Origin of the sequence: Cystobacter fuscus, assembly GCF_044360685.1 — a bacterium.
GTDB lineage: Bacteria > Myxococcota > Myxococcia > Myxococcales > Myxococcaceae > Cystobacter > Cystobacter fuscus_C.
Map to the genome: position 1 here is coordinate 11,156,647 of NZ_CP043491.1, position 22,806 is coordinate 11,179,452.

The window sequence follows — 22,806 nt, forward strand, 5'->3', positions numbered from 1 at the left end:
ATCACGGTTGGAGGACGAGGCGGATGGGATTGCCCTGCTTCTTCACCAGGCGCTCGACGCCCAGGGGCGCGTCCGCCAGGGGCAGCACGGCGCTGACCGAACGGGAGAAGTCGAGCCGGCCCAGCCGCGTGAGCTTCACGAGCTGCGGCAGGTGCTCGGGCCGCGAGCCGTAATGCCCCCGCACCTGCTGCATCGCCGCGCAGAAGCCGATGCCCTGGGAGAGTGTCAGGGGCGCGGGCGTCAGGCCCACCAGCACCAGCCGGCCACGCGGCGCCAGCACCGACTGCGCCTGCTCACGCACGGGAGCCACGCCCGCCAGGTCCAGCGCCACGTCCAGGCCCCGTCCATCCGTCCAGTGCAACACCTGCTCGCGCACGTCCGGCTGCTGGGGATCCAACGCCAGGTCCGCGCCCAGCGCCAGCGCCCGCTCCCGGGCCTCCTGGAGCGGATCAAAGGCGATGATGGGCGCCGCGCCGAACGCGCGCACCAGTTGCACGCCGTGCGCTCCCAGTCCGCCAATGCCCCAGATGCCCACGGACTCCGCGGGCCGCAGCGCCGCCGTGTCCACGATGGCCGCGTACGGCGTGGAGACCGCGTCGGGCAGGATGGCCGCCTGCTCGATGGGCAGCATGTCCGGAACGGCGATGAGCGTGTCCTGGCGGGCGAGCGCGTACTCGGCCCAGCCTCCGTCGTAATCCACGCCACGCGTGAGCGGATGCAGACACCCCGTCCGCGTCATGCACAGGGCACAGGCCCCACACGACTGTCCCGCCTGGAGCAGGACGCGCTGGCCCAGCTTCCACCAGGTCCCCGTGCCCTCGCCGAGCTTCTCGATGACGCCCGCGACCTCATGGCCCAGGGTGACGGAAGTGAACCCCGGGCGCGGCTTCAGCCGCAGCGAACCGTCGATCAGGTGCACGTCCGACAGACAGATACCGGCCGCCAACACCTTGATGCGCACCTCACCCGGCCCCGGCTCGGGAATGGCCACCTGTTCCATCCCGAACTTCCCCGTCACGAGGTCGAGCCGACCCGCCAACATCGTCGCCATCTCGCTTCTCCTCTCGCGTCGAATCCGAGGAGAATGATGGGCACTCCACCTCCCAAACTCTGTCGCGACCGCGACACACTCGCGAAAAAGCGCCCCCGAGCGGGGCACCCGGAGTGGCCCACCATGAAGCCTGACCGCACGGCACTCGACTACCTGGAACTCTTCCGCTCTGGGAGCTGGTTTCGCGCCACCCCGGCCGACTTCCAGGAGAGAGTGCTCCGGCTCGGCGTCCTCCGCTCCCTGAAGACGGGCCAGCACCTGTTCTCCCGGGGCAACCTCCCCGGCGGCCTCTACGGCGTGGTCGACGGCGCCATCCGGCTGCGTACGCTCGGACAGTCCGGACGGGAAGCCCTGCTCAAGTTCCTCGAGCCCCCGTCCTGGTGTGGAGAAATCGCCCTCTTCGACGGCCTGCCGGTGACCCACGACGCCATCGCCGATGCGCCAAGCGTCGTCGTCCATGTGCCGCACGCTCCCCTGGCGGCCCTGCTCACGGAGCAGCCCGGCTATTGGTTCGAATTTGGCCGCCTCATGGCGCAGCACATGCGGCTCACCCTGCTGTCCATCGACGAGGTCGCGCACGAGGCCGCCCCCATCCGGCTCGCGCGGCGCCTGCTGCTCATCGCCCAGAACTACGGGGACTTGCACGCCCACAGCAGCCGGGTCATCGAGGTGCGGCAGGAGGAGCTGGCGATGATGCTCACCATCTCCCGGCAGACGACGAATCAGATCCTCAAGCAGCTCGAGGCCCAGGGCATCGTGGGGCTGCGCTACGGGGAGATCGAGATCCTCGACCTGGAGAAGCTGCGCGCGGTGGTGGCGGGTAACGGGTGACGCGGGGCCCCAAGCGGGCTGACGAGGCAGCGCCGCGCACACGGAGCGTGCACGCGGGGCGCGCTTCCATTAGGCACTCCCCTGCATGTCCCCCTCCCCGCCCGTGGTCGAGCTGAACGACGTCTCCAAGTCCTACGCCGAGGGCGATGCCGTGCGCGAGGTGCTCGCCGGCACGAGCCTCACCCTGCACGCGGGCGAGTTCACCGTGCTGCTCGGCCGCAGCGGCTCGGGCAAGTCCACGCTGCTCAACCTCATCAGCGGCATCGACCAGCCCTCTCGGGGCACGGTGCGGGTGGCGGGGCAGGAGTTGGGCGCCCTGAGCGAGCACGGGCGCACCCTGCTGCGCCGCGAGCGCATTGGCTTCATCTTCCAGGCCTTCAACCTGCTGCCCACGCTCACGGTGGAGGAGAACATCCTCCTGCCGCTGGAGCTCACCGGGCGCGCGGGCCCGGCCTCGCGCGAGCGGGTGCGGGAGTTGCTCGACACGGTGGGCCTGGGCAACCGGGCCGCGAGCTTCCCGGACCGGCTCTCCGGCGGCGAGCAGCAACGCGTGGCGGTGGCCCGGGCGCTCGCCCACGCCCCGCCCCTGCTGCTCGCGGACGAGCCCACGGGCAACCTCGACGAGGCGACGGGAAAACGGGTGTTGGATCTGCTCGAGGAACTCACGCGCCGCGAGCGCGTCTGCGCCCTCATCGTCACGCATGATCCGGGAATGGTCGCGCGCGCCCACCGCGTGCTGCGGCTGGAGGCGGGACGGCTGCGAGAGGAGGCCCGCCCGTGAAACAGCGCCTGCTCTTGCGCGCGAGCCTGCGCCACCTGGGCGGCCACCCGTGGCTCACCGCGCTGTCGCTGCTGGGCATCGCGCTCGGGGTGGCGGTGGTGGTGTCCATCGACCTGGCCAACGCGAGCGCGATGCGTGCCTTCGAGCGCTCCACGGACACGGTGACGGGCCGCGCCACGCACCAGCTCGTCGGAGGGCCCTCGGGAGTGCCGGAGACGCTGTACCGCGACGTGCGCCTGCTGCCCGGCACGCCCGTGTCCGCCCCGATGGTGGAGGGCTCCGTGCGTGCGCGAAGTGGCGACCAGCGGCCCCTCACCGTGCTCGGGGTGGACCCGTTCGCCGAGGGCCCCTTCCGCTCCTATGTGCCCCAGGGTGGAGGACAGGTGGACCTGGGCAGCTTCCTCACCGAGCCCGGCGCCGCGCTGCTCACCGAGCGCACCGCGCGGGCCCTGGAGGTGAAGGCGGGAGACGCCCTGAGGGTGGCGGTGGAGGGCGTGGAGAAACGGCTGCGCGTGCTGGCGGTGCTGACGCCCGGCGACGAGGGCAGCGCCCGGGCGATGGAGGGGCTCGTGCTCACCGACATCGCCACCGCGCAGGAGCTGTTCGGCCAGGAGGGACGCCTCTCGCGCATCGATCTCCGGCTGCCAGAGAGGGCGGAGGCGGAGGCCGCGCTGGAGCACCTGCGTCCGCTGCTGCCCGAGGGCGTGGAGGTGGTACGGCCGCGCGCCCGGGGCAACGCGGTGGCGCAGATGACGCGGGCGTTCCGCACCAACCTCACCGCGCTGTCGCTGCTGGCGCTCGTGGTGGGCACCTTCCTCATCTACAACACGATGACCTTCTCGGTGGTGCAGCGGCGCGAACAGCTCGGCCGGCTGCGCGCGCTGGGCGTCACCCGGAACGAGCTGTTCGCGCTGGTGCTCGGAGAGGCGGGCGTGCTGGGCGTGGTGGGCACCGTGGCGGGCGTGCTGCTGGGCATCCTGCTCGGGCGGGGACTGGTGGAGCTCGTCACCCGGACGATCAATGACCTGTACCTCTCGGTGAGCGTGCGGGGCCTCGCGCTGGAGCCCTTCACGCTGGGCAAGGGGCTGGTGCTCGGCCTGGGAGCCACGCTCGCCGCCGCGCTGCGCCCCGCGTGGGAAGCGGCCCGCTCGGCGCCCGCGCTCACCCTGCGCCGCTCCACCCTGGAGGACGTGGCCCATGGCCGGGCACCGCGGCTCGCGCTGACGGGAGTGGCCGTGCTCGCCGCGGGCGTGGGACTGCTCGCCCTGCCCACGCGGGAGCTGCTTCCCGCCTACGCGGGCCTCTTCTCGGTGCTGCTCGGCGCGTCCCTGCTGGTGCCCTGGCTCACGGCCCTGCTCGCGCAAGGAGCGGCGGGACCGCTGGGCGGAGCCTTCGGGTTGCTCGGGCGCATGGCGGCGCGAGGGGTGACGGCGAGCCTGAGCCGTACCGCGGTGGCGCTCGCGGCGCTGATGGTGGCGGTGGCCACCACGGTGGGCGTGGGACTCATGGTGACGAGCTTCCGCGGCACCGTGGCGGACTGGCTCGGCTCGTCGCTGGTGGCGGACATCTATGTCTCCCCGCCCTCGCTCGTGGCCCGGCGGGGGGGAGCGGCCTTCCTCCCTGGGCTCGCCGAGCGCGTGCGCACCACGCCGGGGGTGGCCAGCAGCAGCACGATGCGCACGGCGCAGGTGCGCGTGGACGGGGTACCCACGGACGTGCGCGCGGTGGACTTTGGCGCGACGCCCACGCGCCCCTACCGCTTCAAGGAGGGCGAGGCGGCGCGCGTGTGGAAGGAGCTGGAGGCGCCCGACACCGTCATCGTCTCCGAGCCCTTCGCCTCCCACCGCCGCGTGGGGCCAGGCTCGCGCGTGGAGCTGGCGACGGACGAGGGCCCCGCGTCCTTCCGCGTGGTGGGCGTGTACTTCGACTATGGCTCGGACGCGGGCACGGTGATGATGTTGCGGAGCACCTGGCTGCACCACTTCCGGGACGAGACCGTGAGCGGCGTGGCCCTCTATGCCGCGCCGGGGCAGGACGTGGACGCGCTCGTCGCCCGGGTGCGCGAGCGCGTCGGCACCGAACAGACGCTGGACATCCGCGCCAACCGCACCCTGCGCGAGACGTCCCTGGAGGTGTTCGACCGCACCTTCACCATCACCCACGTGCTGCGGCTGCTGGCCATCGGCGTGGCCTTCGTGGGCGTGCTCAGCGCGCTCATGGCGCTGCAGCTCGAGCGCGCCCGGGAGTTCGCCGTGCTGCGCGCCACCGGACTCACCCCGCGTCAGCTCTGGGCGCTCGTGTCGCTACAGACGGGGCTGCTCGGAGCGCTGGCGGGGTTGTTCTCCCTGCCGCTCGGCGTGGCGCTCGCGTACGTGCTCGTCCACGTCATCAACCAGCGCTCCTTCGGGTGGACGTTGCAGCTCGTGGTGGCGCCCCCGGTGCTCTTCCAGGCGCTGGGGCTGGCGCTGCTCGCGGCGGCGCTCGCGGGTCTGTACCCATCCTGGAAGATGTCGCGCGCCAACCCCGCGCGGGCCCTGAGGGAGGAGTGAGATGACACGCGCGGGTGGACTGGTCATCGGAGTGGGCGTGGTGCTCGTGGGGCTCGCGGCGGGCGCGGGGTGGGTGTCCCGCGAGGCGGCGCCTCCTCCGGCGCGGACGACCACCCTGAAGGTCTCCGAGGCGCTCGGGGCCAAGGCGGGAGGAGACGAGGGGTACGCACGGGCGCTCGAGCCCCGGGAGTTCCACTTCCCCGAGGACCATGGGCCCCACGCGGGCTTCCGCAACGAGTGGTGGTACTGGACGGGCCACCTCGCCACGGCGGACGGACGCGAGTTCGGCTACCAATTCACCCTGTTTCGCAGTGCCCTGGCGCCCGGTGAGTCCGAGCGCGCGTCCGCGTGGGGGGCGCGGCAGATCTACATGGGACACCTCACGGTGTCTGACCTCCAGGGGGGCCGCTTCCACGCCTTCGAACGCTTCAGCCGGAGCGCCCTGGGGCTCGCGGGGGCACGGACCGAGCCCTTCCGGGTGTGGCTGGAGGACTGGAGCGCGGAGGCGGTGGGCGGAGCGGCCCTGCCCCTGCGTCTCACCGCCCGGAGTGGAGACGTGTCGTTATCGCTCGTGCTGGAGGAGGGCAAGCCGGTGGTGCTCCAGGGAGACCGGGGCTTGAGCCGGAAGGGGTCCGAGCCGGGCAATGCCTCCTATTACTACTCACTGCCGCGCATGCCCACGCGTGGAGAGGTGACGGTGGGCGGCCGTGCCTACGCGGTGACGGGCGAGAGCTGGATGGACCGCGAGTGGAGCACGAGTGCGCTTGGCAAGGAGCAGGTGGGCTGGGATTGGTTCTCGCTCCAGCTCTCGGATGGGAGCGAGCTCATGTACTACCAACTGCGCCGACGCGACGGCACGGTGGATGACTTCACCTCGGGCACCCTCATCCCCGCCCGGGGAGAGCCCGTGCACCTGACCGCGAAGGACACACGGCTGGAGGTGCTCGACACGTGGAAGAGCCCCCGGACGGGCGTGGAGTACCCCGCGCGCTGGCGGCTCGTGCTGCCCTCACGCGACCTCTCTCTGGAAGTGATGCCGGCACTCGCCGACCAGGAGTTGCCCGTGACCGTGCGCTACTGGGAAGGAGCGGTGCACCTGTCGGGTCACCATGAAGGACAACCCGTGGAGGGCCGGGGCTACGTGGAACTGACGGGCTATGGAGATACCCCGCCCCGCGCGCGCTGAGCACCCGTGTTGAATGGGTCAAACCATTTCATCGGGAAGCAGCGTGAGAAGCAGTTCGTCGTCGGGGCCGAGCGGACGCCAGCCGGGCGGCGGCGGTGTGGCGAGGAGCGTTGCCCTGACCTGCGCGACGCGCTTCTCATGGGAGGTAGGAGAGTAAGCAGACCATCGACCGAGCGCCTTGGCGACCTTGAAACGGTTCGCATCGTCCAGCACGGTTGGCCACCCATTGGGGAGACTCTGGGTCAATTCACGCGCAAGCACATCACGTGTGGATCGCGTGATCTGTTTGCGCTGCTCCGCCTCGGCAAGCAATCCGCTCAACACCTGCACGGCGGCGACGTCGTCCTTACCGAGTTCCTCGGCCAACACGTACAACGGGACAGCAGGGCGAGCCTCCGCGAAAGCGGTGAGTGACTCGTAACCACGCTCGCGGACCCGCTCATAGAGGCGAACCTTCCAGTTGCCCTCCCAGGAAGGTCCATCGCTCATCGCCTTCTCCAGAGAGAGAATCTCACAGACAACCAATACACATAGACATATGCCGCAGCAAACGAACCCATCCAACATCTTGATGCAGACAGACGAAGCGTTCGCACCTGCTCCGGCAACTCCGCGCCCTTCCGGAACGAAGGGCAGTTCATCGTGGAGTCCATGTATGCTGCGAACAGCACAGAACAATGCTAATGACCGACGTGTGCCTTGATGGGACCAGTGTGGATGGCACTTTTGCCACTTGCCTTAATGACCTGACGGACGGTGCCAAGGCCCGACTTGCCGTCATGTACTGCCTCCATGCCTTCCATCGTGACACTGCCGTCACCCTCCGCTTCGACGCGCTGCTCGATGTCCGACTGGGTAGCCGGTGGCATCGCTCTTCCGGTGCTGAGACGGCTTGCCGCCTGAGTAGCAGCGGTTGTTGAGACATCGGTGAGCGGGCGGCCCCCCGTTGTGCGAGTGTTCTTGGGTGGCTTAGTGCTTGACCTGCCCTCATGACCAAGCACCTTCCCATAACATCCAAGCCAGATATCCAGCTTGCGCGGAGGGACATCCTTGGCTGCCTTCACCAGTTCCGCGAGCGTCTGCCGGTACTCTGGATACTGTTCCTCCATTTTTGACAAACACCCGGTGAGTGCAGCATCCCCATTTAACCGTAACCTCTCAATGTTCAACCCGCCAGCGAGCCTGAAACAATCCATCACTTTTGACCGCAGATTATCCGAACTCAGCTTCGTCTGCGCCAGACTGTTGAAGACCGCCTCCTCGCGAGGCTCACACCCACATTCTCGTCGGACGTTCACCAAAGTACCGGGACAGGCGGAGGAACTCTCGTCACGAGACCCAAGACTCTGCGCGAGACCAGGACGCACACCACACAAGAAAAACAAGATCCCACAGAGGGCTCGGCACCCGTATGTCATCTTTCCGTCCTCCGAATTGAAGCTCCGTTCAAAGATAGCAAGGCACTGAAGAAGTGTCTATTTTTCGGCCTTGTCATGACGATTCGCGACGTCGGCAAGTTTTCGAAACGCGGAGAGAACGAAAGCCTCCCCTCGTCGGTCTCCGATGGCCCGGAACAGAAACAGTGCTTCATCGAACCTCGCTCTGGCCTCCGATAACATCCCCGCACGTAGCGCCACTCCTCCTAGATACACACGCGTGATGGCCTCTCCCTGTCGGTCACGGGTAATCAGGAATAACGACAACGACGCATCGAGTCTTTCCCTGGCTTCCTTCAACTCCGATCTGCGAAGCGCTACTATTCCCAAGAACTGCAACGCGCTTCCCTGACCCTGTTTATCGCTGATAGCTTGGTAGAGCGCCAGCGCCTCTTCGAGCCTCGGTCTGGCTTCCATCAAATCCTCCATATCCAAAGCCAGATTTCCCAGGCTCCTCAAAACAGCCGCCTCGCCTCGCCGATAGTCAAGCGTCCGAAAGAGCGACAGCGCTTCATCGTACTTTCTCTTTGCCTCCTCGAAATCTCCCGCGAGCAACGCCAACTCCCCCAGCCCATGCAGGATGTGTGCTACTCCCGATGTTTGACCGACGGCTCGAAACAACAACAGTGCCTCACCGTATCTAGCCTTGGCCTCCTTGAAGGCCGACATGTCTCGCGCCAGATCTCCCAAACCCATCAGCGTCAACGCCAAGCCCAAGCGATCGCCAAGGACCGTGTATAGATGCAATGAATCTTCGTAGTACTTCTTGGCGTCCTCGAACTCCGACGTGGTATGCGCTAAATATCCTAGCCCACCCAGCATGTTCGCCTCCGCCCGTTGAAACCCCGTGGTACGGGCAAGGTGAACCGTTTCTTTCGCAAGCTCTTTCGCCTTCGTGGGCTCAGACGCAAAACCAAGTGCATCCACCAAGGACATACGACAATGCCACCACACGGCACTTTCTCTTTTCGCCAAGTGTTCACAACGACCGAGGTAGTCAGGGACTCTATCGAATCGCCCCGCCCGGTGCTCGGTAAGCCCCATGGCCAGGAACAGTTCTGCGGCACTCCTCGAGTCCGTCAGAAGTTGCTTGGAGGCACTTTGAAACAGCGGAAGCGCCCGCGCATAATCTTCCCGAACGTAGAAATGCAACCCAGCGACGAAGAGCGTGAGCCCCAGCGCATCTCCCGCTACTACTTGGGGCAGTTCCAGACCTCCCGAATCCAACACCGAAGCCGAGCGGAATTCGTCGCTATTACTTCCCATCGCTGGCCATCCCCACGCGGTGAGTGATGCACGTGCACAAAACGAACCGGGTTCATCCTTCGGCAATTTCACCTCTGCTACGATCCTCTCCGTGAGAATCCGTGCATTGTCGTTGGCTTCGAGGACAATGTTGATCAACGGTGTCCCTGTCCCACTCACAAGCGGACACACCGCATCTCCCCACAGGAGCAGGTCAGCGCCCGTCGCCCTTCCAACGGTGAGTGCTGCCGTCTCATCCCTGATGACGCACCCCAGGCGGCGCACGTCCATCTCCCGTGCTACTCGCGCTTGTTCAAACTCTCCCGCTTCAGGTAGAGAAACGCGACCCATATAATCCCTCAACAAGCGGTCCACCACATTGGCCGCCCTGCGCCCGAGTTCCGTATCCTCCGCACGCTCAGACCTGGGACGAAAATCAGCTATCACGAAGCGAGTCGCTCCCTTGCGCCAGGACACCTCGTGCGAAACCGTCTCTTCGTCACAGTAAACGGGAGTGTTCGTCTCTGCCCCCATCACCCCGTAGCGATCATGCATGGACCGACCGCTCCTCACGGGTCCCGTACATGCAGCTACCAGGATGGTAACAATCCCCATGATAAACACGCGCATTGATAGGGTATGAGATCTGCTGAAAAATGGCCTCATCTGACTTGACTTCATGATTGCTCAGACCTCGCGCCAATGCAGGATTAATAAGCTCGGCCCATACTATAAACCGTCATGCGCCCCACCAGCCAAATGCCCAAGTGTCCGAAGAAGCCGCGCATACCAGGACTCTGTTCGTTCACATCGACGCGAAGGGAGAGGGCACCAAGTCCCATGCCGCCTCTTTCGCGAGAAGGGATGGAGCCTCGGCGTCGTCACTTCAGCTCACTCACGCGCCCTCCGGCTCGGGGCTCGGCCACGCGATGAGCCCCGCCCGGTCGAGCAACTCGCGCACACGGGAGGTAAACGCCACGTGCTCGGGGTTGCCCGCCGTCATGGGCTCGGGGGAGAGGACGAGGAGCCACCCCAGCGTTCCCACCGGCTCGATGCGCACGGGCGCGGGTAGCGGGGGCAGCCGTCCCCGGCGGCGCGACAGGTATGTCAGCCAGCCCACCCGCACCTCGAACCCCCGCTTCTCCAACAGGTCCACCATCTCCGAGGAACTGGCCATGGCGAAGTCCGGGTCCCACGCGGTGGCCATGGCGGTGAGCACTCCGGTCAGAACAGAGGCACTCAAGAGCCGCTCCCGTATCGGGCTCTCCCGGGTCACTTTCAGCAGGCATGAGTTGGGGCCGCCCCAGGGAGAGTATCCACCACAGTGGATGCTGAGGTCCGTGGCCTCCTTCTTCGCATTCCACATCATCTGACTGAAGCCCAGGTCCTCGATGACCTGCTTACCAACGTCCGTGCGATTCCTGCCCTGGAGGAGCCACTTCTCCAGCGCCTCCACCTCTGTCCTGACAGGGTGGCCTGGCAACTCGCGGGGAAAGCCTCGACCCGCTCTGTACCACTGGACGAAGGAGGGGTCACACCGCGCCAGCATGTGGAAGAAGAGCTCCGCACGCCGCGCACACTCCAGCGCAGTCTCCTTGCGCACTCCCCAGTACGCGCCCACGTAGTAGTCCTCCAAGTCCTCTATCAAGCGTGCTCCTCCCTTAGCGCGTGGGTGATGTATGATGGATGGCGGTATTGTTCCATCCTCTTCGCGTGAACTCCTTCCGAAGGAATCCAGCAACTTTGGCATCAGCAACATGCCACGTCAGCGGCAAGCCCAACCGTCGAGCCATCTTCCATTGTTTCTCAGCTTGTTCCATCATCTGGTTATACTTCCCTGAGATCCTGTACCAGTACTTGGGAGTACCATCCGGGTTGAAGAAGGAGCAGTAGCCGGGACCCTTGGCTTCCAGCAGTTCCTTGCCATTGAAGCCGTCGAACTCCAACTCTTCAATCATGTACACATACCATGCTGGCCGCCCCGTTATCTGTTCCTGATACTCCCGGGCTCGCTGGGACTCCGTGGTGGGCTTCTTGTACGTCCACTTGCCGGGACCCTTCGCCACGGTCGTCTGGGCGGACTTCCCCTTCTTGCCGCTCGCACCTCCGGTGCGCCCCTGTCCCTTCCCCGCCATGTGGAGAAGGGAGAGGTCTCCCAGGGACATGCCCACCGTGGCGGTCGCGGCGCCTCCCGCCAGGGCGGATCCGCCCAGCACCAGCTCTCCCCTGGCCGTGAGGGACAACACCGGCAGTTCCGCCCCCAGCCCACCCATGCGCCCCACCGAGGCCTCCGCGCCCCCAAGCAGCATGAGCACGTGCGTGGACAGACGCGCCGCCTCGCGTATCTGGTCCTCCCTGGACATGGCCCCGTAGCACGCGAAGTACTCGGGTGAGGAGGCAATGAGGCTCGCCACCGTGGTGGGCAGTTGGGCCAGGTCCTCCACGGTGCGGATGGGATGGAGCAGGCACTGGGCCGTCGCCACCACCATTTCCCCCAGGGCGACCTGCGCCCCATCGAGCGCGGCGTTGAGCCAGTCCTTGCCCAGGCCCAACTCGCCAAGGGGCGGGACGTCCACCCGCCGCAAGGCCTCGTTCACCGGGTAGAAGACGCCGCCGCGCGAGAAGTAGAAGTCGCCCACCGCGAGGCGCCCCACCCGCCACTCGCCCTCCACGAGTTGGAGCTGCCCCAGGCGCTGCAGGGGCGTGCCGGTGAGCGCGGTCGCCAGGTAGCCATCCGGTCGCACCATCACCAGCAACCAGAAGCGCTCGGCACGCCACTTCAAGTCGGCGTACTCCACGCGCTCTCCTCCCGCGAGCACCTCGCCCAGCAGCCAGCACAGCACCCGGCGCGGGGCGAAGTTCCGGTAGGTCACGGGCGTCCTGGTCAACTGCTCCAGCAGTTGACGCGCCTGTCCCAGGTAGAGCGCCGCGCCCGCCGGGTGCCGGGCTTCTTCCCCGAGGCCACTGGCCTCCTGCACCACCTGGAAGGGGTCCGCCGTGTCCTCGAGGAATCCACCGGAGCCTCCCGCCGCCTCTCCGGGCATGGGTGTGGCCTCGGGCCGCCGAGGTGCGGAGCCCTCTCGGTACGAAGAGGCCCGCGAGTGGAGGCCAATCCCCGTGGTCAGGCTCCCGAGCGGAGCACCCGTGGCGCACCCGGCCAGGAGAACGACGGCGGCCAGGGCCAGCAGCGCCTCACGGCGGCCCACCTTCATGACATGTCCACTCCCGGGAACAAGCCCGCGAGTCTTTGACGGCAACATGAGAGACCCCCCGTTGGTCGTACCGCTCCAACAGGGTAGTCCCCATCCCTGACAGCTTCACGCGGGGGCGAGACGGTAGCGGGACTCGCCCAGGTTCTCCGGAGCGGACGCACCCGGCGGGTATCTCCACGTCCTCACGCAACGGAAGTCTCCCTCCTCCTGGAGCGTGAACTCGAGGGCGCAGGGCTCCAGGGCCACGGGGGCACGCACCCAGCCCGTGAGCGAGCTCTCACTCAAGGAGAAGCCCAGGGCCACGGGAAAGGAGTGGGGGTTGAGGAAGCGCAGGTCCTTGTAACCGTAGACCACGGTGGCGTCCGCCCCCAGGGGCGTATAGCGCGTGGCCTCCGTGTAGAGGTCCACCGAGTGCGGGAAGCGTTCGACGATCCGCAGGCCGGCCCGCAGCGCCAGCAGGTAGATCAACCCCGAGAGCTGGCAGAGGCCGCCCCCGTCACTCGCCTGGAGGTGCCCGCCCACCACGTTCCGGCCGGGCATGAAGCCGTGACGGTGCGAGGGGTTGCCCACCAGGGCCCAGAACGAGAACAGCCTACCCGGCTCGATGCACGGCTCCCCCAATCGATGGAGGGCCACGGTCAGGTTGTGCCGCTTCCCCTCCAGGTGAGACGACTGGCCCAGGGATTGGGTGACGGACACACACTCCTTCCACGTTCCCCCCTCGGCCCGAGGCCGGGAAGGGCGCCGGACCATCCGCCACCGCGCGCCTGTCCGCACGTCCACCAGCGCGCGACGGGAGGCCGCGATCCAGACGCGGACGGGAACCGGTACGAAGGGCCGGAGCAGTTCAAGCCCGCTTCTCAAGCTTCACCAGGTGATAGGAGGCCAGGTGTTTCAAGGGCGTCCGGGCCAGGAGCCGCTCCGCGGGCACGAGGGCCTTGCGCAGCGGGGAAGGGACACGGTGAATGGGAGCGAGCGCGATCCCCCGTTGACCGGTCCGCCGCCAGCGGCTCCCCAGGTGAGCCAGGAGCTGGGAGTCCTCGAGGGTCGTCGCCGCGTGCCACGGGTGTGACGCCGACGGGCCCGCGCGTCGACGGCGCAAGGCATTGGGGAGGTCGAACACCAGCAGCCCCCCGGGCCGCAGCAGCCTCCAGCACTCCTCCAGGATGAAGTGCAGGGTGCGAGGTCGCAGGTGCATGAAGAAGTGCATCGAGAAGATCGTATCGAAAGCGCCGTCCTCCACGGGGATTCGCCATGCGGGCGCCTGGTGGATGCGCTTGTCCGGCCACCGCTCCCGGGCGTGCCGTACCATCTCCGGACTGAGATCCACGCCCTCGCTCGCCAGCTCCAGGAATCGTCCCGTTCCACAGGCCAGGTCGAGAATCCGCGGCCCCACGAGCCACTCCTTCAGCAGCGACCGCTCGATGGCATCCAGGCATGTGCCATGGGTGTGACCGAAGCGGCTCTCGTCATAGGTCGAGGCGAGTGCATCGTAGTAGGCGACCACCTCACGAGCCTCGCCGAGCAGTTCCGCTGGCCAGTCGGCGGTGTGTTCGAACGGATCATTCGACGAGGGGGTCATGCGTGAACGGGGACCTATCATGCTTGCCCGATGGAGTAGAGTGGGCCGGTGACTGGGGGTCCAAAGATGCCGTCTCACAAGACGCGCTTCTCCGTGCCGGCAGCCAAGAAGTCCTTCCAGGTGGATCACCCCCAGGAGACGCTGGTCAAGGTCCTCAACAAGCCTCCTGCAACACGGGCTCGTATTCAGACAGTGGCAGAAGAGAGGGAGGAGACGGCGAAGGGGAAGTTGACTGCCTCGGCCCTGAACTCCGGGGTGAAACTCCGCCTCTTCCTTCGCTCCATGGACACGGCCTCTCGTGTAGCCGACTCATGGGGTATGTCCACTAAAGCGGATCAGTCCCATTCGCGGCGAACGTCGGTTTCGCGAACGTTGGCAGCGGCAACGTCACGCTCGACGGCAGCCCTTCCATGCTCCCTGTCCGCAGGAACGCGTAAACGGCGGCCTTGGCCTTCGCATCCTCGCGCAACAAATAGAACGTCCCATCGTGCCCACCCCGATGCACGACGATCGCATGTCCATGCGAGTAATAAGGCAGCACCTCCAGCGTGTTCTCGATCGGCGTCGACGTATCCCAGTCGCCGTGCACGAACACCACTGGAATGTCCGTCGGCACGACGCCGCGGAACGCGTCACCCATGTCGGCCGTAGGCCAGGCATCGGCGGCCGCCAGATACGGCGCGAAGTTCCATTCGCCCAGCACACCGACCGCCGGGTCGGTGCGCAGCCGGTGCGCGCGGGCCGGCGTGACGCCGAGGCTCGTATCCACCAGCGGACCGATGACCGCGCTCGTGCCCGCCTTGCGCCCCTCGATCGTGTCGCGCGCCCAGTCGTCGTAGTGCCGGCGATAGAGGCTGAGCACGAAGGCCGGCCATTGACTGGCATCGGCCGAACGCTCGACCAGCGCGTTCTCGAAATCGCCCACGCCGAGCGTCACCGATACCGGCTTGCCCGAGTCCTTGTCCGCGACGGAAACGACGGCCGGCGCGGCGGCGAGTCGCGCGTGCACGGCACGCAGGGCGGCCATCGTTCCGCCCTCGGGCAGATAGGGCTTCAGGCCAGGATCGCGGTCCGCGTCGAAGGCGATCCGCTGCATCGAGGCATACACGTGGGACGGCATGTCGTAGCCATGGTCGAGCGGCTCGACGCCGGAGAGGACCGCGCGCGCGACGGACCCGGGATGCCGCTTCATCACCGCGAAACTCCACTGGGAGCCGAAGCTGCCGCCGAACAACGTGATGTTGTCGTAACCGAGGGCCGCTCGCAGGTCGTCCACATCGTCGGCATACGCACCGATGTCGTATCCCGCGAGGTCCTTGCCCGGAAACGAGGCCAGCGCCCTGCGTGCCTTTGCCAGCGCACCGGCTTTCGACTGAGCGATCGTGGCTGGCTCATTCAGCGGATGGGCGTCCGTATTCACCTCCAGCATCTCGCCCCGAGAGGTGTAGCCACGCTGCTCGATCACCACCAGGTCGCCAACCGCGCCGAAATTGATCCACGACTTGAGGCGGCTACGACCCGCGTTGTCGGATGGGTCGAAGGCGCCGAGCACGGCGAGACCGGGGCCTCCGGGCAGCCAGAACACGGGCGGTGCTCCAGTGGGTCGCGGCGCGCGGATACGCGCGAACCCCACGCCAATGGCACGGCTACCTGCCTTGTGCCGGTTCTCCGGCACGTAGAACGTGCCGAGCTCGTAATTCACCGTCACACCGTCGGCGGTGGTGAGCGTACGGCTCTCGCTGACGAGGGATCCGACCTTGGGGGCTGGCTCCTTCCCCATCGCCGTCGCGGCGATTCCCATCAGGGACATGGAAACAACGAACTTCATTCCGTGTGCGAAAACCACCCTTCTCATGGTGCGCCCCTCGTTGTCGGTGTCCGCGAAAGCTCGCGTGCACACCGCGGCCAGTCAAGCGCACCGAGGGGGCTCATCCATCCTATCAATCCCAAACACGAGGCGGGACGTGCTGGGTGCGCCCGTTGGGTCGCAGCGGGAAGGCGCTCACGCGTGGACAGGTCCGTGCGAGAGCGCTCCCTCACTTCCGCCAATGCGAGCCTGGCTACTCGAAGATGGCCTTCACGTCATAGGAGCCACTGGTCCAGTCGGTCGCGAGGTACCACGTTCCCACTGTCGGGGTGGTCCAGCTGCACCCCTGCGAGACGCCCGTATTCGTCGAAGCACAGTTGTACTTCGTGCTCGAGGCGGGCTTGAGGCCCTGGACGTACAGGATGAGCTGTCCCGGGTCGCTCGACGTCTCCGTGGGGCCCCGGGTGGTGATGGTCAGCTTCGTCGCCCCCGAGGGCACCTCGATCTTGAACCGGCCGTTCCCGGTGAGTTCCGTCACGGCCACTCCATTCATCAAGGACGCGTAGGTCGTGTCGTCGTTCCAGCCATCGATGCCATCGTTGATGGTGACCATGTTTCCCCAGGACGCGGTCGCGGGCGTCTTGGATTTGATGGACACGCGCCGCTGCCCCGGGGAGCTGTACGAGAAAGAATCCGGGCACAGGGTGAAGCGGCCGGACGTCGTGCACGTGAAGACGTTGTTGTAGGACATGTCCGCGAAGCGCACGTCGGTCGGCGGATTCACGCCCGACTGGATGTCGACCCGCATCATGTCCGCGGCCGAAGGGATGGTGACGGAGAAGAGCTGGGCTTCATTGGGACCGATGTAGATGTTGGGAACCGGTGTGCCCAGCGTCAGCGGGATGACCTCGTTGGTGATGCTGTACCGGGCGGTCAGCACCACGTCCTTGAAGTCCGTCCTCCCCTCGACGCGGATGAGCCATGTCCCCGGTGCCGGGTTCTCGAAGACACAGACCTCCAGGTTGGTGGGGTCTTCGCTCCGGCAATCCGCTTCCGTGAGCGTCGGGCGGGCGCCCTGGCGGACGGCGAGGTCCGCATTGCCCCGGCCACCGGACATGCCCACCACCAACCGGTTCTTGCCCTGAGGCACCTCCACCTTGAAATACTGCACGGAGCCCAGGGCACCCTTGAACGCCACCACGTTCTCCCCGCTGGCCAGTGCCCTCACGCCCTCTCCAGGCGTTGTCGCGAAAGTCGTTACCAGGCGGGCACCCGCGAAGGACTGGGTGCCCCGGACGGCCACGTACCAGGTGCCCGGCCGCGGGTTGGCGAACTCGCAGTTCTCCTCGTTGTTGGGATGGGTGGACGCGCAGTCGGACGTCGTGCCCGGCGCCTCGCCGTACTTCACGTACAGGTCCGCGTTGCCCGTGCCGCTGCTGAGCATCACCCGGAAGTCGCTGAGCCCGGAGGGGACTTCGACCTTCCACACGCGCTCACTGGTCGGCGAACCCGCGAACGGCTGCTCCTCGAAGCCCGGCGTCAGGAGCGGGAGGGTGGAGGAGGTCGTCGCCCGGACGAGGCCCCGCAGCGCGGCCTTGCTCTCCACCAGGACGTACCACGCACCCGCCTGGGGATTGTCGATGACGCAGGTGCGGCCGGCCGGGACGTCGTTGTACGTCCAGGACGTCCCCTTGCACGTGAACAGGGACGTCGCGGGAACAGCCCCGTACCGGACATACAGTTGCGACGGGGTTCCGCCCTGGAAGACATGGTCCACGCGCAGCTGTGCCTGTCCCTGCGGAACGTCGATTCGCCAGTACCGGAACTCCCGCAGCGCGCTGGCGGTGAAGGCCACGGGAATGCCATCCGCCAGCGGGGAGACCGGGCCGCCCCCGTACCACGCGGCCAGCATGCCGTAGACGATTCCCGTCGTGAAATACACCGTGACGTAGTAGCGCCCGGGCAGGGGATTGGCCAGCGAGCAGGGAGTCCTGCAACCGTCGCTGAGGTTCGTCGGCCACGTGCCGTGCTTCACCATGGCCCAGTTGCCGTACTCGTTCGTGAGCGTGAAGTTGGCCTCCGACTGCCCGTCCGGAACGTCGAAGTAGTAGTGGAGGCTCTCGCCGCCGTACTGCACCGGCTGGTCCTGCGACAGCGCATACACCGGGGGATATCCCGCGGAGAATTTCAGGCCCGAGAACGAGGTGAAGCCGCGCACCAGGATGTACCAGGTGCCTGGCGCCGGAGCCTGGAACCTGCAACCGGTGCCGCAGGCCGTGCCCTGCCCCCGCTTCGGTGGAGTGCCCTGCTGGACGAACATCTCGGCGATGCCCGTCCCCTGCGTCGTCTGGACGTTCAGGTACGGCAGGCCCTCGGGAACGGTGATGGAGTAGTAGCGGTCCTCGACCGGGCTGCCGGAGAGGCCGGTCACCTGCTGATAGTTCTGCAGCGGTGTCACCGTTCCGTTGCTCGTGGAGGCCACCACGCGGGCAGTCAGATTCAGGCTGTAGAGCGCGGTGTCCGCCCGGAGTATCAGGTACCACGTCCCCGCTTGTGGATTGTCGAAGGTGCACGAAGCGGGGCCGCTCGAGTAACTGGCGAGACAATCCACCGCGCTGCTCCCGGGGAACGGGTCTCCCCGCTGGACGTAGAGCGAGCGGATGACGGACGAGGTTTCCACCACGAGCCGGGACTGCCCCGAGGGGACGTTGAGCGTGTAATAGACCAGGTCATCCCTCGCCGCGCTGATGCCCGTCACCGTCTGCCCATTCGTGAGCGCCACGGGCGTCTTCGCCGTTCCGGTCACCCAGGGGAGGATCTGCGTCGGAGACTTGTTGGTCGTCAGCAGGACGTAGTACCGGCCCGCCTTGGGCTTGAAGATGTCACACGTGACGTCGCAGTCGTAGAGCGTATCCGTGGGACGGGCGCCCAACCGTGCCCTCACCGTGCTGGTGCCCGAGGAGTCGATCTTGAACCGGCCCTTTCCCGCGGGGACGTCGACGAAGAACATCGTCGGCTTGTTGGAGTAGTGGAACAGATTGACGTTGGGGGCGAGCGGCAAGGGCTGATTGAAATAGACGACCAGCTTCGCATTGTCGTACGCCGACTGGCCTTCGACCCTCACGCTCCAGGTGTCGGCGGCTGGAGCCTGCACGTTGCACCGCTCCTCGTTGTCGCTCCCGCGTGAGCTGCAGTCGTAGAGGATGTTGGTGGGAATCTCACCGCGTTTGACGGCCAGGTTCGCGTTGCCGGTGCCACCCATCAGCGCGAAGGAGACTTCCGAAAGACCGGCGGGAAGGTTGACGTAGAAGTAGGTCAGCGAGCCGGTGGCTCCGCTGAGCGTGATGGGAATGCCGTCCTTGAGCTCCGTTCCAGGCAGCGTGACGGCGCTCGCCACCTGGGATTCGAGGGGGGGAGGATCTCCGGTTCCTTCCGTGCGGCCGCAGCCCACGGCCAAACTCCACATGAGTCCAACGAACAGGACACCGCGACTTTCGATGCGCATGGTTTCGTTCCTGGGACCTTCAAGTCCTCGAGATGCGGCGAGGACGGATTATTCACGGAAGGTCCGACATGAACGATCACGCGGAGTGAGGGATGGAGGAGTTCCTCCACCTGCCACCTGGTCACCGCTCCGAGAGGGTCGTGCCTGAAAGGCGTTCACCCAGGCTCCAGAGGCGCCGGGCCGCTTCGGGGTCGACGGCATAGGGCATCACACCGGTCTGCCGCGCCGATCCCTCGAGCTCCCCACCGGCCACGGCCTTCTCATCTTCCACCCGGGCGATGTCGCAGTTCTCGCAGTAGACGCCTCCCAGACCGTCGAGCCGCGGGCTCGTCGCGCACCAGACGCTGGTCGCGGCTCCCTGCGCGACCGTCTTGATGTTCCTCGATGGGTCGACAATGGGATCGCCGTGCGCGTCGAGGACGCCAACCGCCTGGAGTTCCTCGCGCGTGAGATGTTTGCCAAGACCCGTGGCCACGATGCTGCCCGGGTGGACGGAAAAGGCACGCACCCCATACGACTTGCCACGCGCGTCCAACTCGAGCGCGAAAAGGATGTTGGCTGTCTTCGATTGCCCATAAGCCGCCCAGCGGTCATAGGTCCGCCGCTCGAAGTGGGGGTCCTCTAACACGACCGGAGAGTAGTGATGGCCCCAGGAGGCTACCGAGATCACTCGCGCCCCGTTCGCCTGGCGCAGGGCGGGCCAGAGCCTCGCCACGAGCTGGAAATGACCCAGGTAGTTCGTCGAGAACTGTGACTCATATCCCCGTGCATCACGCGCCAGGGGACACGCCATGATTCCCGCGTTGTTCACCAGGAGGTGCAGCGGTTGGCCAGTCGCCAGGAACCTCCCGGCGAAGGCGTCGATCGAGGCGGGGTCGAGCAGGTTCATCACTTCGTACTCGACGTTGGCGAGCCCCTCGAGCGCGGCCCGGGCAGTGTTGGGATTCAGGGCCGGGACGATGACCCTGGCGCCCGCGGAACCCAATACCCGCGCGGTCTCCAGACCGAGGCCAGAATCGCCTCCCGTGACAATGGCGATCTTGCCGGTCAGGTCCCGGCCGTGGATGACCTCGGCCGCCGTGGATGCGGCACCGAAGCCAGACTCGATTGGAATTTGGGGAGTAGACATGAGCGAGAGATACCCCCGTGTCTCCGAATTTTTAATGCTTGAACGTCCTGAAAACATGCGTGATCGTTCGAAGATGAGCGATGATCCTTTCTCCGACATCCTCCGGCTCGCGAATCCCCGCTCGGTCTTGTCGGGCGGCTTCACGGCTGGAGGTTCATGGGCGATCCGCGTTCCGGCGCCCGAGAACATCAAGTTCTTCGCGCTCGTGAAGGGTGAATGCCAGCTTCGCATCGATGGTGAGAGGGCTCCCGTGCGAGTCGACGAGGGAGATGTGGTCTTCATCTCGGCGCAACGCTCCTTCGTTCTCTCGAGTGATCCACGGGCCATCCCAAAGGACGGGACGCGTGTCTTCGCCACGAGCACCACCCGGTTCCCGAAGCTGGGCGAAGGCGAAGACTTCTTCCTGCTCGGCGGACACGTGCGCATCGACGCGGCGAGCAGCGGCCTTCTGGAGGAACTGCTGCCCTCGCTGATGCATGTTCGAGCCGCCTCGCCGCAAGCGACGATGTTGAACTGGCTCATCGACCGGCTCGTTCACGAGCACGAGACGAACCTCTCGGGGGTCAGCCTCACGTCGGAGCTGCTCGTCCAGCTCATGCTCGTGCAGACCCTGCGCGCGCATCTCGCGACAGCCAGCACCCTGCCAGCCGGGTGGCTCCGGGCCATGGGCGATCAGCGAATCGCTCCGGCGCTCCGGTTGATGCATCGCGAGCCAGGTCACCCCTGGCGGCTCGAGGAACTCGCCAGGGCGTCCGCGATGTCCCGGACCCACTTCGCCGTGCACTTCAAATCGGTCGCCGGGATCTCGCCTCTGGCCTACCTGACCGCATGGCGGATGCGTCTGGCCCAGCGGGGATTGCGAGACGAGGACGCCTCGGTCGCCGAGCTCGCGCGGTCGTTGGGCTACACGTCGGAGAGCGCGTTCAGCAACGCCTTCAAGCGCGTCACGGGCCGTGCACCCAAGCACTACCGGAGCGCGGCGAAGCTCCACGCGCGAGCGGGCGCGCCAATCCCGGCTGTTCCCGCGCCGTGATGGCAGCGCCGTCCCACGGGCGGCGAACCCGCCGCCCGGGCCGGGACTTGAATCAGAGCGGCGGGTGGGCGGGCAGCCGCCTCACGGCGAGAGGGGCTCGTCGAGCGGGAGCAGATAGCGCTGGGACACCCAGTGGGCGATCTTCTCGCCGAGGCTCGCGCCCACCTCTCCCGAGTGGCGGAAGTGCATGCCGCCCCAGATCCGCGCGCCCACCACCTCCTGGACGGCATCCGAGACCTGGAGGAACGTCCGGGTGCTGCAGCCCGCGCTCGTGACGCGCAAGGGCTGCGCCAGCCGGCCGGGGAAGAACTTCGCGAGCACGTACACCCCGGAGCCGCTGACCATGGGATGGCCCGCCGGGTACTCCTGGTTCGGAGGGGTGGTGAGGAAGGGCGTCCAGTTCGGGTCGACGCTCTGCCGAATCACGGTGATGGGGCGCCAGAAGTTCCACGTGTTCTTGTTCTCGATGTTGGAGATGATCGCATCGGCCTGCGCGAGCGCGAGGAGCGCGAAGATGCGAGCGCTCTCGTACAGCCCGGTACCGTGATCCCGGACGAGCTGCTGGGCGATGAGGCCGGGCGAGCCGAAGTTGCTCTCCGCGCACGTGCCCCACCAGTGCGCGGCGAGCGACTGGTCCGCGGTGCGCACCTTGCTCTGGCTGTCCCCATAGGCCCAGGTCTCCACGACATCGCTCCAGAACCGAATGTTGGTGAGGTCCAACGGAGGGGGCGACATGAACTGCGAGGCCTGGGTCATCGTCCAGGGCGTCACCCGGTTCCACCAGTAGAAGGGCGGGAGGTTGTTGGACGGCCAGGGCGGCACGGGCCGCCAGACGCCGGGCGCGGGAGTGGGAAAGGTGTACTGGACCTGGTCCGGGTTGTTCCAGCCATCGTTGGCGCGCGCCGTCCAGAGCTGCTCCGCCGCCGCCTCGCCCACCCGGATTCCCTCCGTCTTCGCGGGACCGTCCGGAATGGACGCGAGGGTGGTGGCGTGGAGCGTGTCGATCTGCCCGAGCAGCGTGGTGTTCTCCGGGTGGACGGTCTGGGTATAGCTGCGCAGCATCCAACGCGCGGCGGCGGAGGCCGCGGCCTCAGGGGAGGCACCGGCGGAGGCGGGCACGGGAGGCAGATAGGTGGTGTATCGCCGCGAGCCGGGAATGGAGTTGAGCGCGTCATGCATCGCGACGTGCATCAGGGCCGCGCCGCGAGTGTGGGGCGTGAACCTCGGCGTCGGCTCGAGCCTGAGCATCAGGTGGTTCCAGTCGGCGACCACATTGGCCCGGGCCGTGCCGGGCGCGGCGGCCAGCAACCCCACGAGCAGCACCGTGGCCAGGGCTCCCTGGCGGTGACGCGGATTGCCCCGCGGCCTTCTCTCCCAAACTCTTCTCACTGCGACCAGGACGTGCATCATCGGAGTTTCTCCCAGAGCCATATGCGTTCGTACGTTCATGAGACAGCCA

General features: G+C 66.7%; 17 protein-coding genes. 5 read left to right on the top strand and 12 right to left on the bottom strand.

Going from position 1 to position 22,806, the window contains the following annotated elements; genetic code table 11:
* Window position 1: 1 nt before the first annotated feature.
* Window positions 2-1,051: a zinc-binding dehydrogenase gene (locus F0U63_RS45615; protein ID WP_395841201.1), complete on the bottom strand. Its 1,050-nt coding sequence runs from the start codon at window positions 1,049-1,051 to the stop codon at window positions 2-4.
* A gap of 123 nt (window positions 1,052-1,174) precedes the next feature.
* On the opposite strand from F0U63_RS45615, the gene F0U63_RS45620 reads away from it, so the two are divergent.
* The 4 genes from F0U63_RS45620 (at window position 1,175) to F0U63_RS45635 (ending at window position 6,398) form a co-directional block, all read left to right on the top strand.
* On the top strand, window positions 1,175-1,882 hold the full coding sequence (locus F0U63_RS45620; protein ID WP_395841203.1) for a Crp/Fnr family transcriptional regulator: 708 nt from the start codon (window positions 1,175-1,177) through the stop codon (window positions 1,880-1,882).
* An 85-nt stretch (window positions 1,883-1,967) separates the two neighbouring features.
* Entirely contained in the window at window positions 1,968-2,663 is a 696-nt protein-coding gene (locus F0U63_RS45625; RefSeq protein WP_395841205.1) for an ABC transporter ATP-binding protein, read from the top strand.
* Window positions 2,660-5,212: an FtsX-like permease family protein gene (locus F0U63_RS45630; protein WP_395841207.1), complete on the top strand. Its 2,553-nt coding sequence runs from the start codon at window positions 2,660-2,662 to the stop codon at window positions 5,210-5,212. The genes F0U63_RS45625 and F0U63_RS45630 overlap by 4 nt, the downstream gene beginning before the upstream one ends.
* 1 nt (window position 5,213) lies before the next feature.
* Complete coding sequence (locus F0U63_RS45635; protein WP_395841209.1) at window positions 5,214-6,398, top strand: lipocalin-like domain-containing protein; 1,185 nt, start codon at window positions 5,214-5,216, stop codon at window positions 6,396-6,398.
* An 18-nt stretch (window positions 6,399-6,416) separates the two neighbouring features.
* Here F0U63_RS45635 and F0U63_RS45640 read toward each other — a convergent pair whose 3' ends face one another.
* From F0U63_RS45640 to F0U63_RS45685, 10 genes are all read right to left on the bottom strand, one after another.
* On the bottom strand, window positions 6,417-6,887 hold the full coding sequence (locus tag F0U63_RS45640; protein WP_395841211.1) for an NUDIX hydrolase: 471 nt from the start codon (window positions 6,885-6,887) through the stop codon (window positions 6,417-6,419).
* 191 nt (window positions 6,888-7,078) lie between these two features.
* Window positions 7,079-7,507, bottom strand: a complete 429-nt coding sequence (locus F0U63_RS45645; protein WP_395841213.1) for a hypothetical protein — start codon at window positions 7,505-7,507, stop codon at window positions 7,079-7,081.
* Window positions 7,508-7,873: 366 nt separating this feature from the next.
* A complete protein-coding gene (locus F0U63_RS45650; protein ID WP_395841215.1) occupies window positions 7,874-9,634 on the bottom strand; it encodes a tetratricopeptide repeat protein in 1,761 nt (586 codons plus the stop codon).
* Window positions 9,635-9,974: 340 nt separating this feature from the next.
* Window positions 9,975-10,727: an Imm52 family immunity protein gene (locus F0U63_RS45655; RefSeq protein WP_395841217.1), complete on the bottom strand. Its 753-nt coding sequence runs from the start codon at window positions 10,725-10,727 to the stop codon at window positions 9,975-9,977.
* A gap of 13 nt (window positions 10,728-10,740) precedes the next feature.
* A complete protein-coding gene (locus F0U63_RS45660) occupies window positions 10,741-12,291 on the bottom strand; it encodes a Tox-REase-5 domain-containing protein (RefSeq protein WP_395841219.1) in 1,551 nt (516 codons plus the stop codon).
* Between the two features lie 105 nt (window positions 12,292-12,396).
* Window positions 12,397-12,990 carry a VanW family protein gene (locus tag F0U63_RS45665; protein ID WP_395841221.1) on the bottom strand — a complete coding sequence of 198 codons (594 nt, stop codon included), beginning with the start codon at window positions 12,988-12,990 and terminating at the stop codon, window positions 12,397-12,399.
* Window positions 12,991-13,138: 148 nt separating this feature from the next.
* Complete coding sequence (locus F0U63_RS45670; protein ID WP_395841223.1) at window positions 13,139-13,873, bottom strand: class I SAM-dependent methyltransferase; 735 nt, start codon at window positions 13,871-13,873, stop codon at window positions 13,139-13,141.
* Window positions 13,874-14,198: 325 nt separating this feature from the next.
* Window positions 14,199-15,701 (bottom strand): alpha/beta hydrolase, encoded by a 1,503-nt coding sequence (locus F0U63_RS45675; protein WP_395841225.1) that lies wholly within the window; start codon window positions 15,699-15,701, stop codon window positions 14,199-14,201.
* A 232-nt stretch (window positions 15,702-15,933) separates the two neighbouring features.
* Entirely contained in the window at window positions 15,934-19,185 is a 3,252-nt protein-coding gene (locus tag F0U63_RS45680; protein WP_395841227.1) for a PPC domain-containing protein, read from the bottom strand.
* Between the two features lie 121 nt (window positions 19,186-19,306).
* Window positions 19,307-20,413, bottom strand: coding sequence for an oxidoreductase (locus tag F0U63_RS45685; RefSeq protein WP_395841229.1), 1,107 nt, complete (start codon window positions 20,411-20,413; stop codon window positions 19,307-19,309).
* Here F0U63_RS45685 and F0U63_RS45690 point away from each other — a divergent pair.
* On the top strand, window positions 20,388-21,347 hold the full coding sequence (locus F0U63_RS45690) for an AraC family transcriptional regulator (protein ID WP_395841231.1): 960 nt from the start codon (window positions 20,388-20,390) through the stop codon (window positions 21,345-21,347). The two genes, F0U63_RS45685 and F0U63_RS45690, sit on opposite strands and share 26 nt — an antisense overlap.
* Window positions 21,348-21,428: 81 nt before the next feature.
* Here the strand turns inward: F0U63_RS45690 and F0U63_RS45695 are convergent, their stop codons facing one another.
* Window positions 21,429-22,757 carry a vanadium-dependent haloperoxidase gene (locus F0U63_RS45695; RefSeq protein WP_395841233.1) on the bottom strand — a complete coding sequence of 443 codons (1,329 nt, stop codon included), beginning with the start codon at window positions 22,755-22,757 and terminating at the stop codon, window positions 21,429-21,431.
* Window positions 22,758-22,806 lie beyond the last annotated feature (49 nt).

Coding starts and splice junctions, on each gene's coding strand:
- F0U63_RS45615 (WP_395841201.1), bottom strand. CDS start 1,051: ATGGCGACGATGTTGGCGGGTCGGCTCGACCTCGTGACGGGGAAGTTC.
- F0U63_RS45620 (WP_395841203.1), top strand. CDS start 1,175: ATGAAGCCTGACCGCACGGCACTCGACTACCTGGAACTCTTCCGCTCT.
- F0U63_RS45625 (WP_395841205.1), top strand. CDS start 1,968: ATGTCCCCCTCCCCGCCCGTGGTCGAGCTGAACGACGTCTCCAAGTCC.
- F0U63_RS45635 (WP_395841209.1), top strand. CDS start 5,214: ATGACACGCGCGGGTGGACTGGTCATCGGAGTGGGCGTGGTGCTCGTG.
- F0U63_RS45640 (WP_395841211.1), bottom strand. CDS start 6,887: ATGAGCGATGGACCTTCCTGGGAGGGCAACTGGAAGGTTCGCCTCTAT.
- F0U63_RS45645 (WP_395841213.1), bottom strand. CDS start 7,507: ATGGAGGAACAGTATCCAGAGTACCGGCAGACGCTCGCGGAACTGGTG.
- F0U63_RS45650 (WP_395841215.1), bottom strand. CDS start 9,634: ATGCATGATCGCTACGGGGTGATGGGGGCAGAGACGAACACTCCCGTT.
- F0U63_RS45660 (WP_395841219.1), bottom strand. CDS start 12,291: ATGAAGGTGGGCCGCCGTGAGGCGCTGCTGGCCCTGGCCGCCGTCGTT.
- F0U63_RS45670 (WP_395841223.1), bottom strand. CDS start 13,873: ATGACCCCCTCGTCGAATGATCCGTTCGAACACACCGCCGACTGGCCA.
- F0U63_RS45675 (WP_395841225.1), bottom strand. CDS start 15,701: ATGAAGTTCGTTGTTTCCATGTCCCTGATGGGAATCGCCGCGACGGCG.
- F0U63_RS45680 (WP_395841227.1), bottom strand. CDS start 19,185: ATGCGCATCGAAAGTCGCGGTGTCCTGTTCGTTGGACTCATGTGGAGT.
- F0U63_RS45690 (WP_395841231.1), top strand. CDS start 20,388: ATGAGCGATGATCCTTTCTCCGACATCCTCCGGCTCGCGAATCCCCGC.
- F0U63_RS45685 (WP_395841229.1), bottom strand. CDS start 20,413: ATGTCGGAGAAAGGATCATCGCTCATCTTCGAACGATCACGCATGTTT.
- F0U63_RS45695 (WP_395841233.1), bottom strand. CDS start 22,757: ATGATGCACGTCCTGGTCGCAGTGAGAAGAGTTTGGGAGAGAAGGCCG.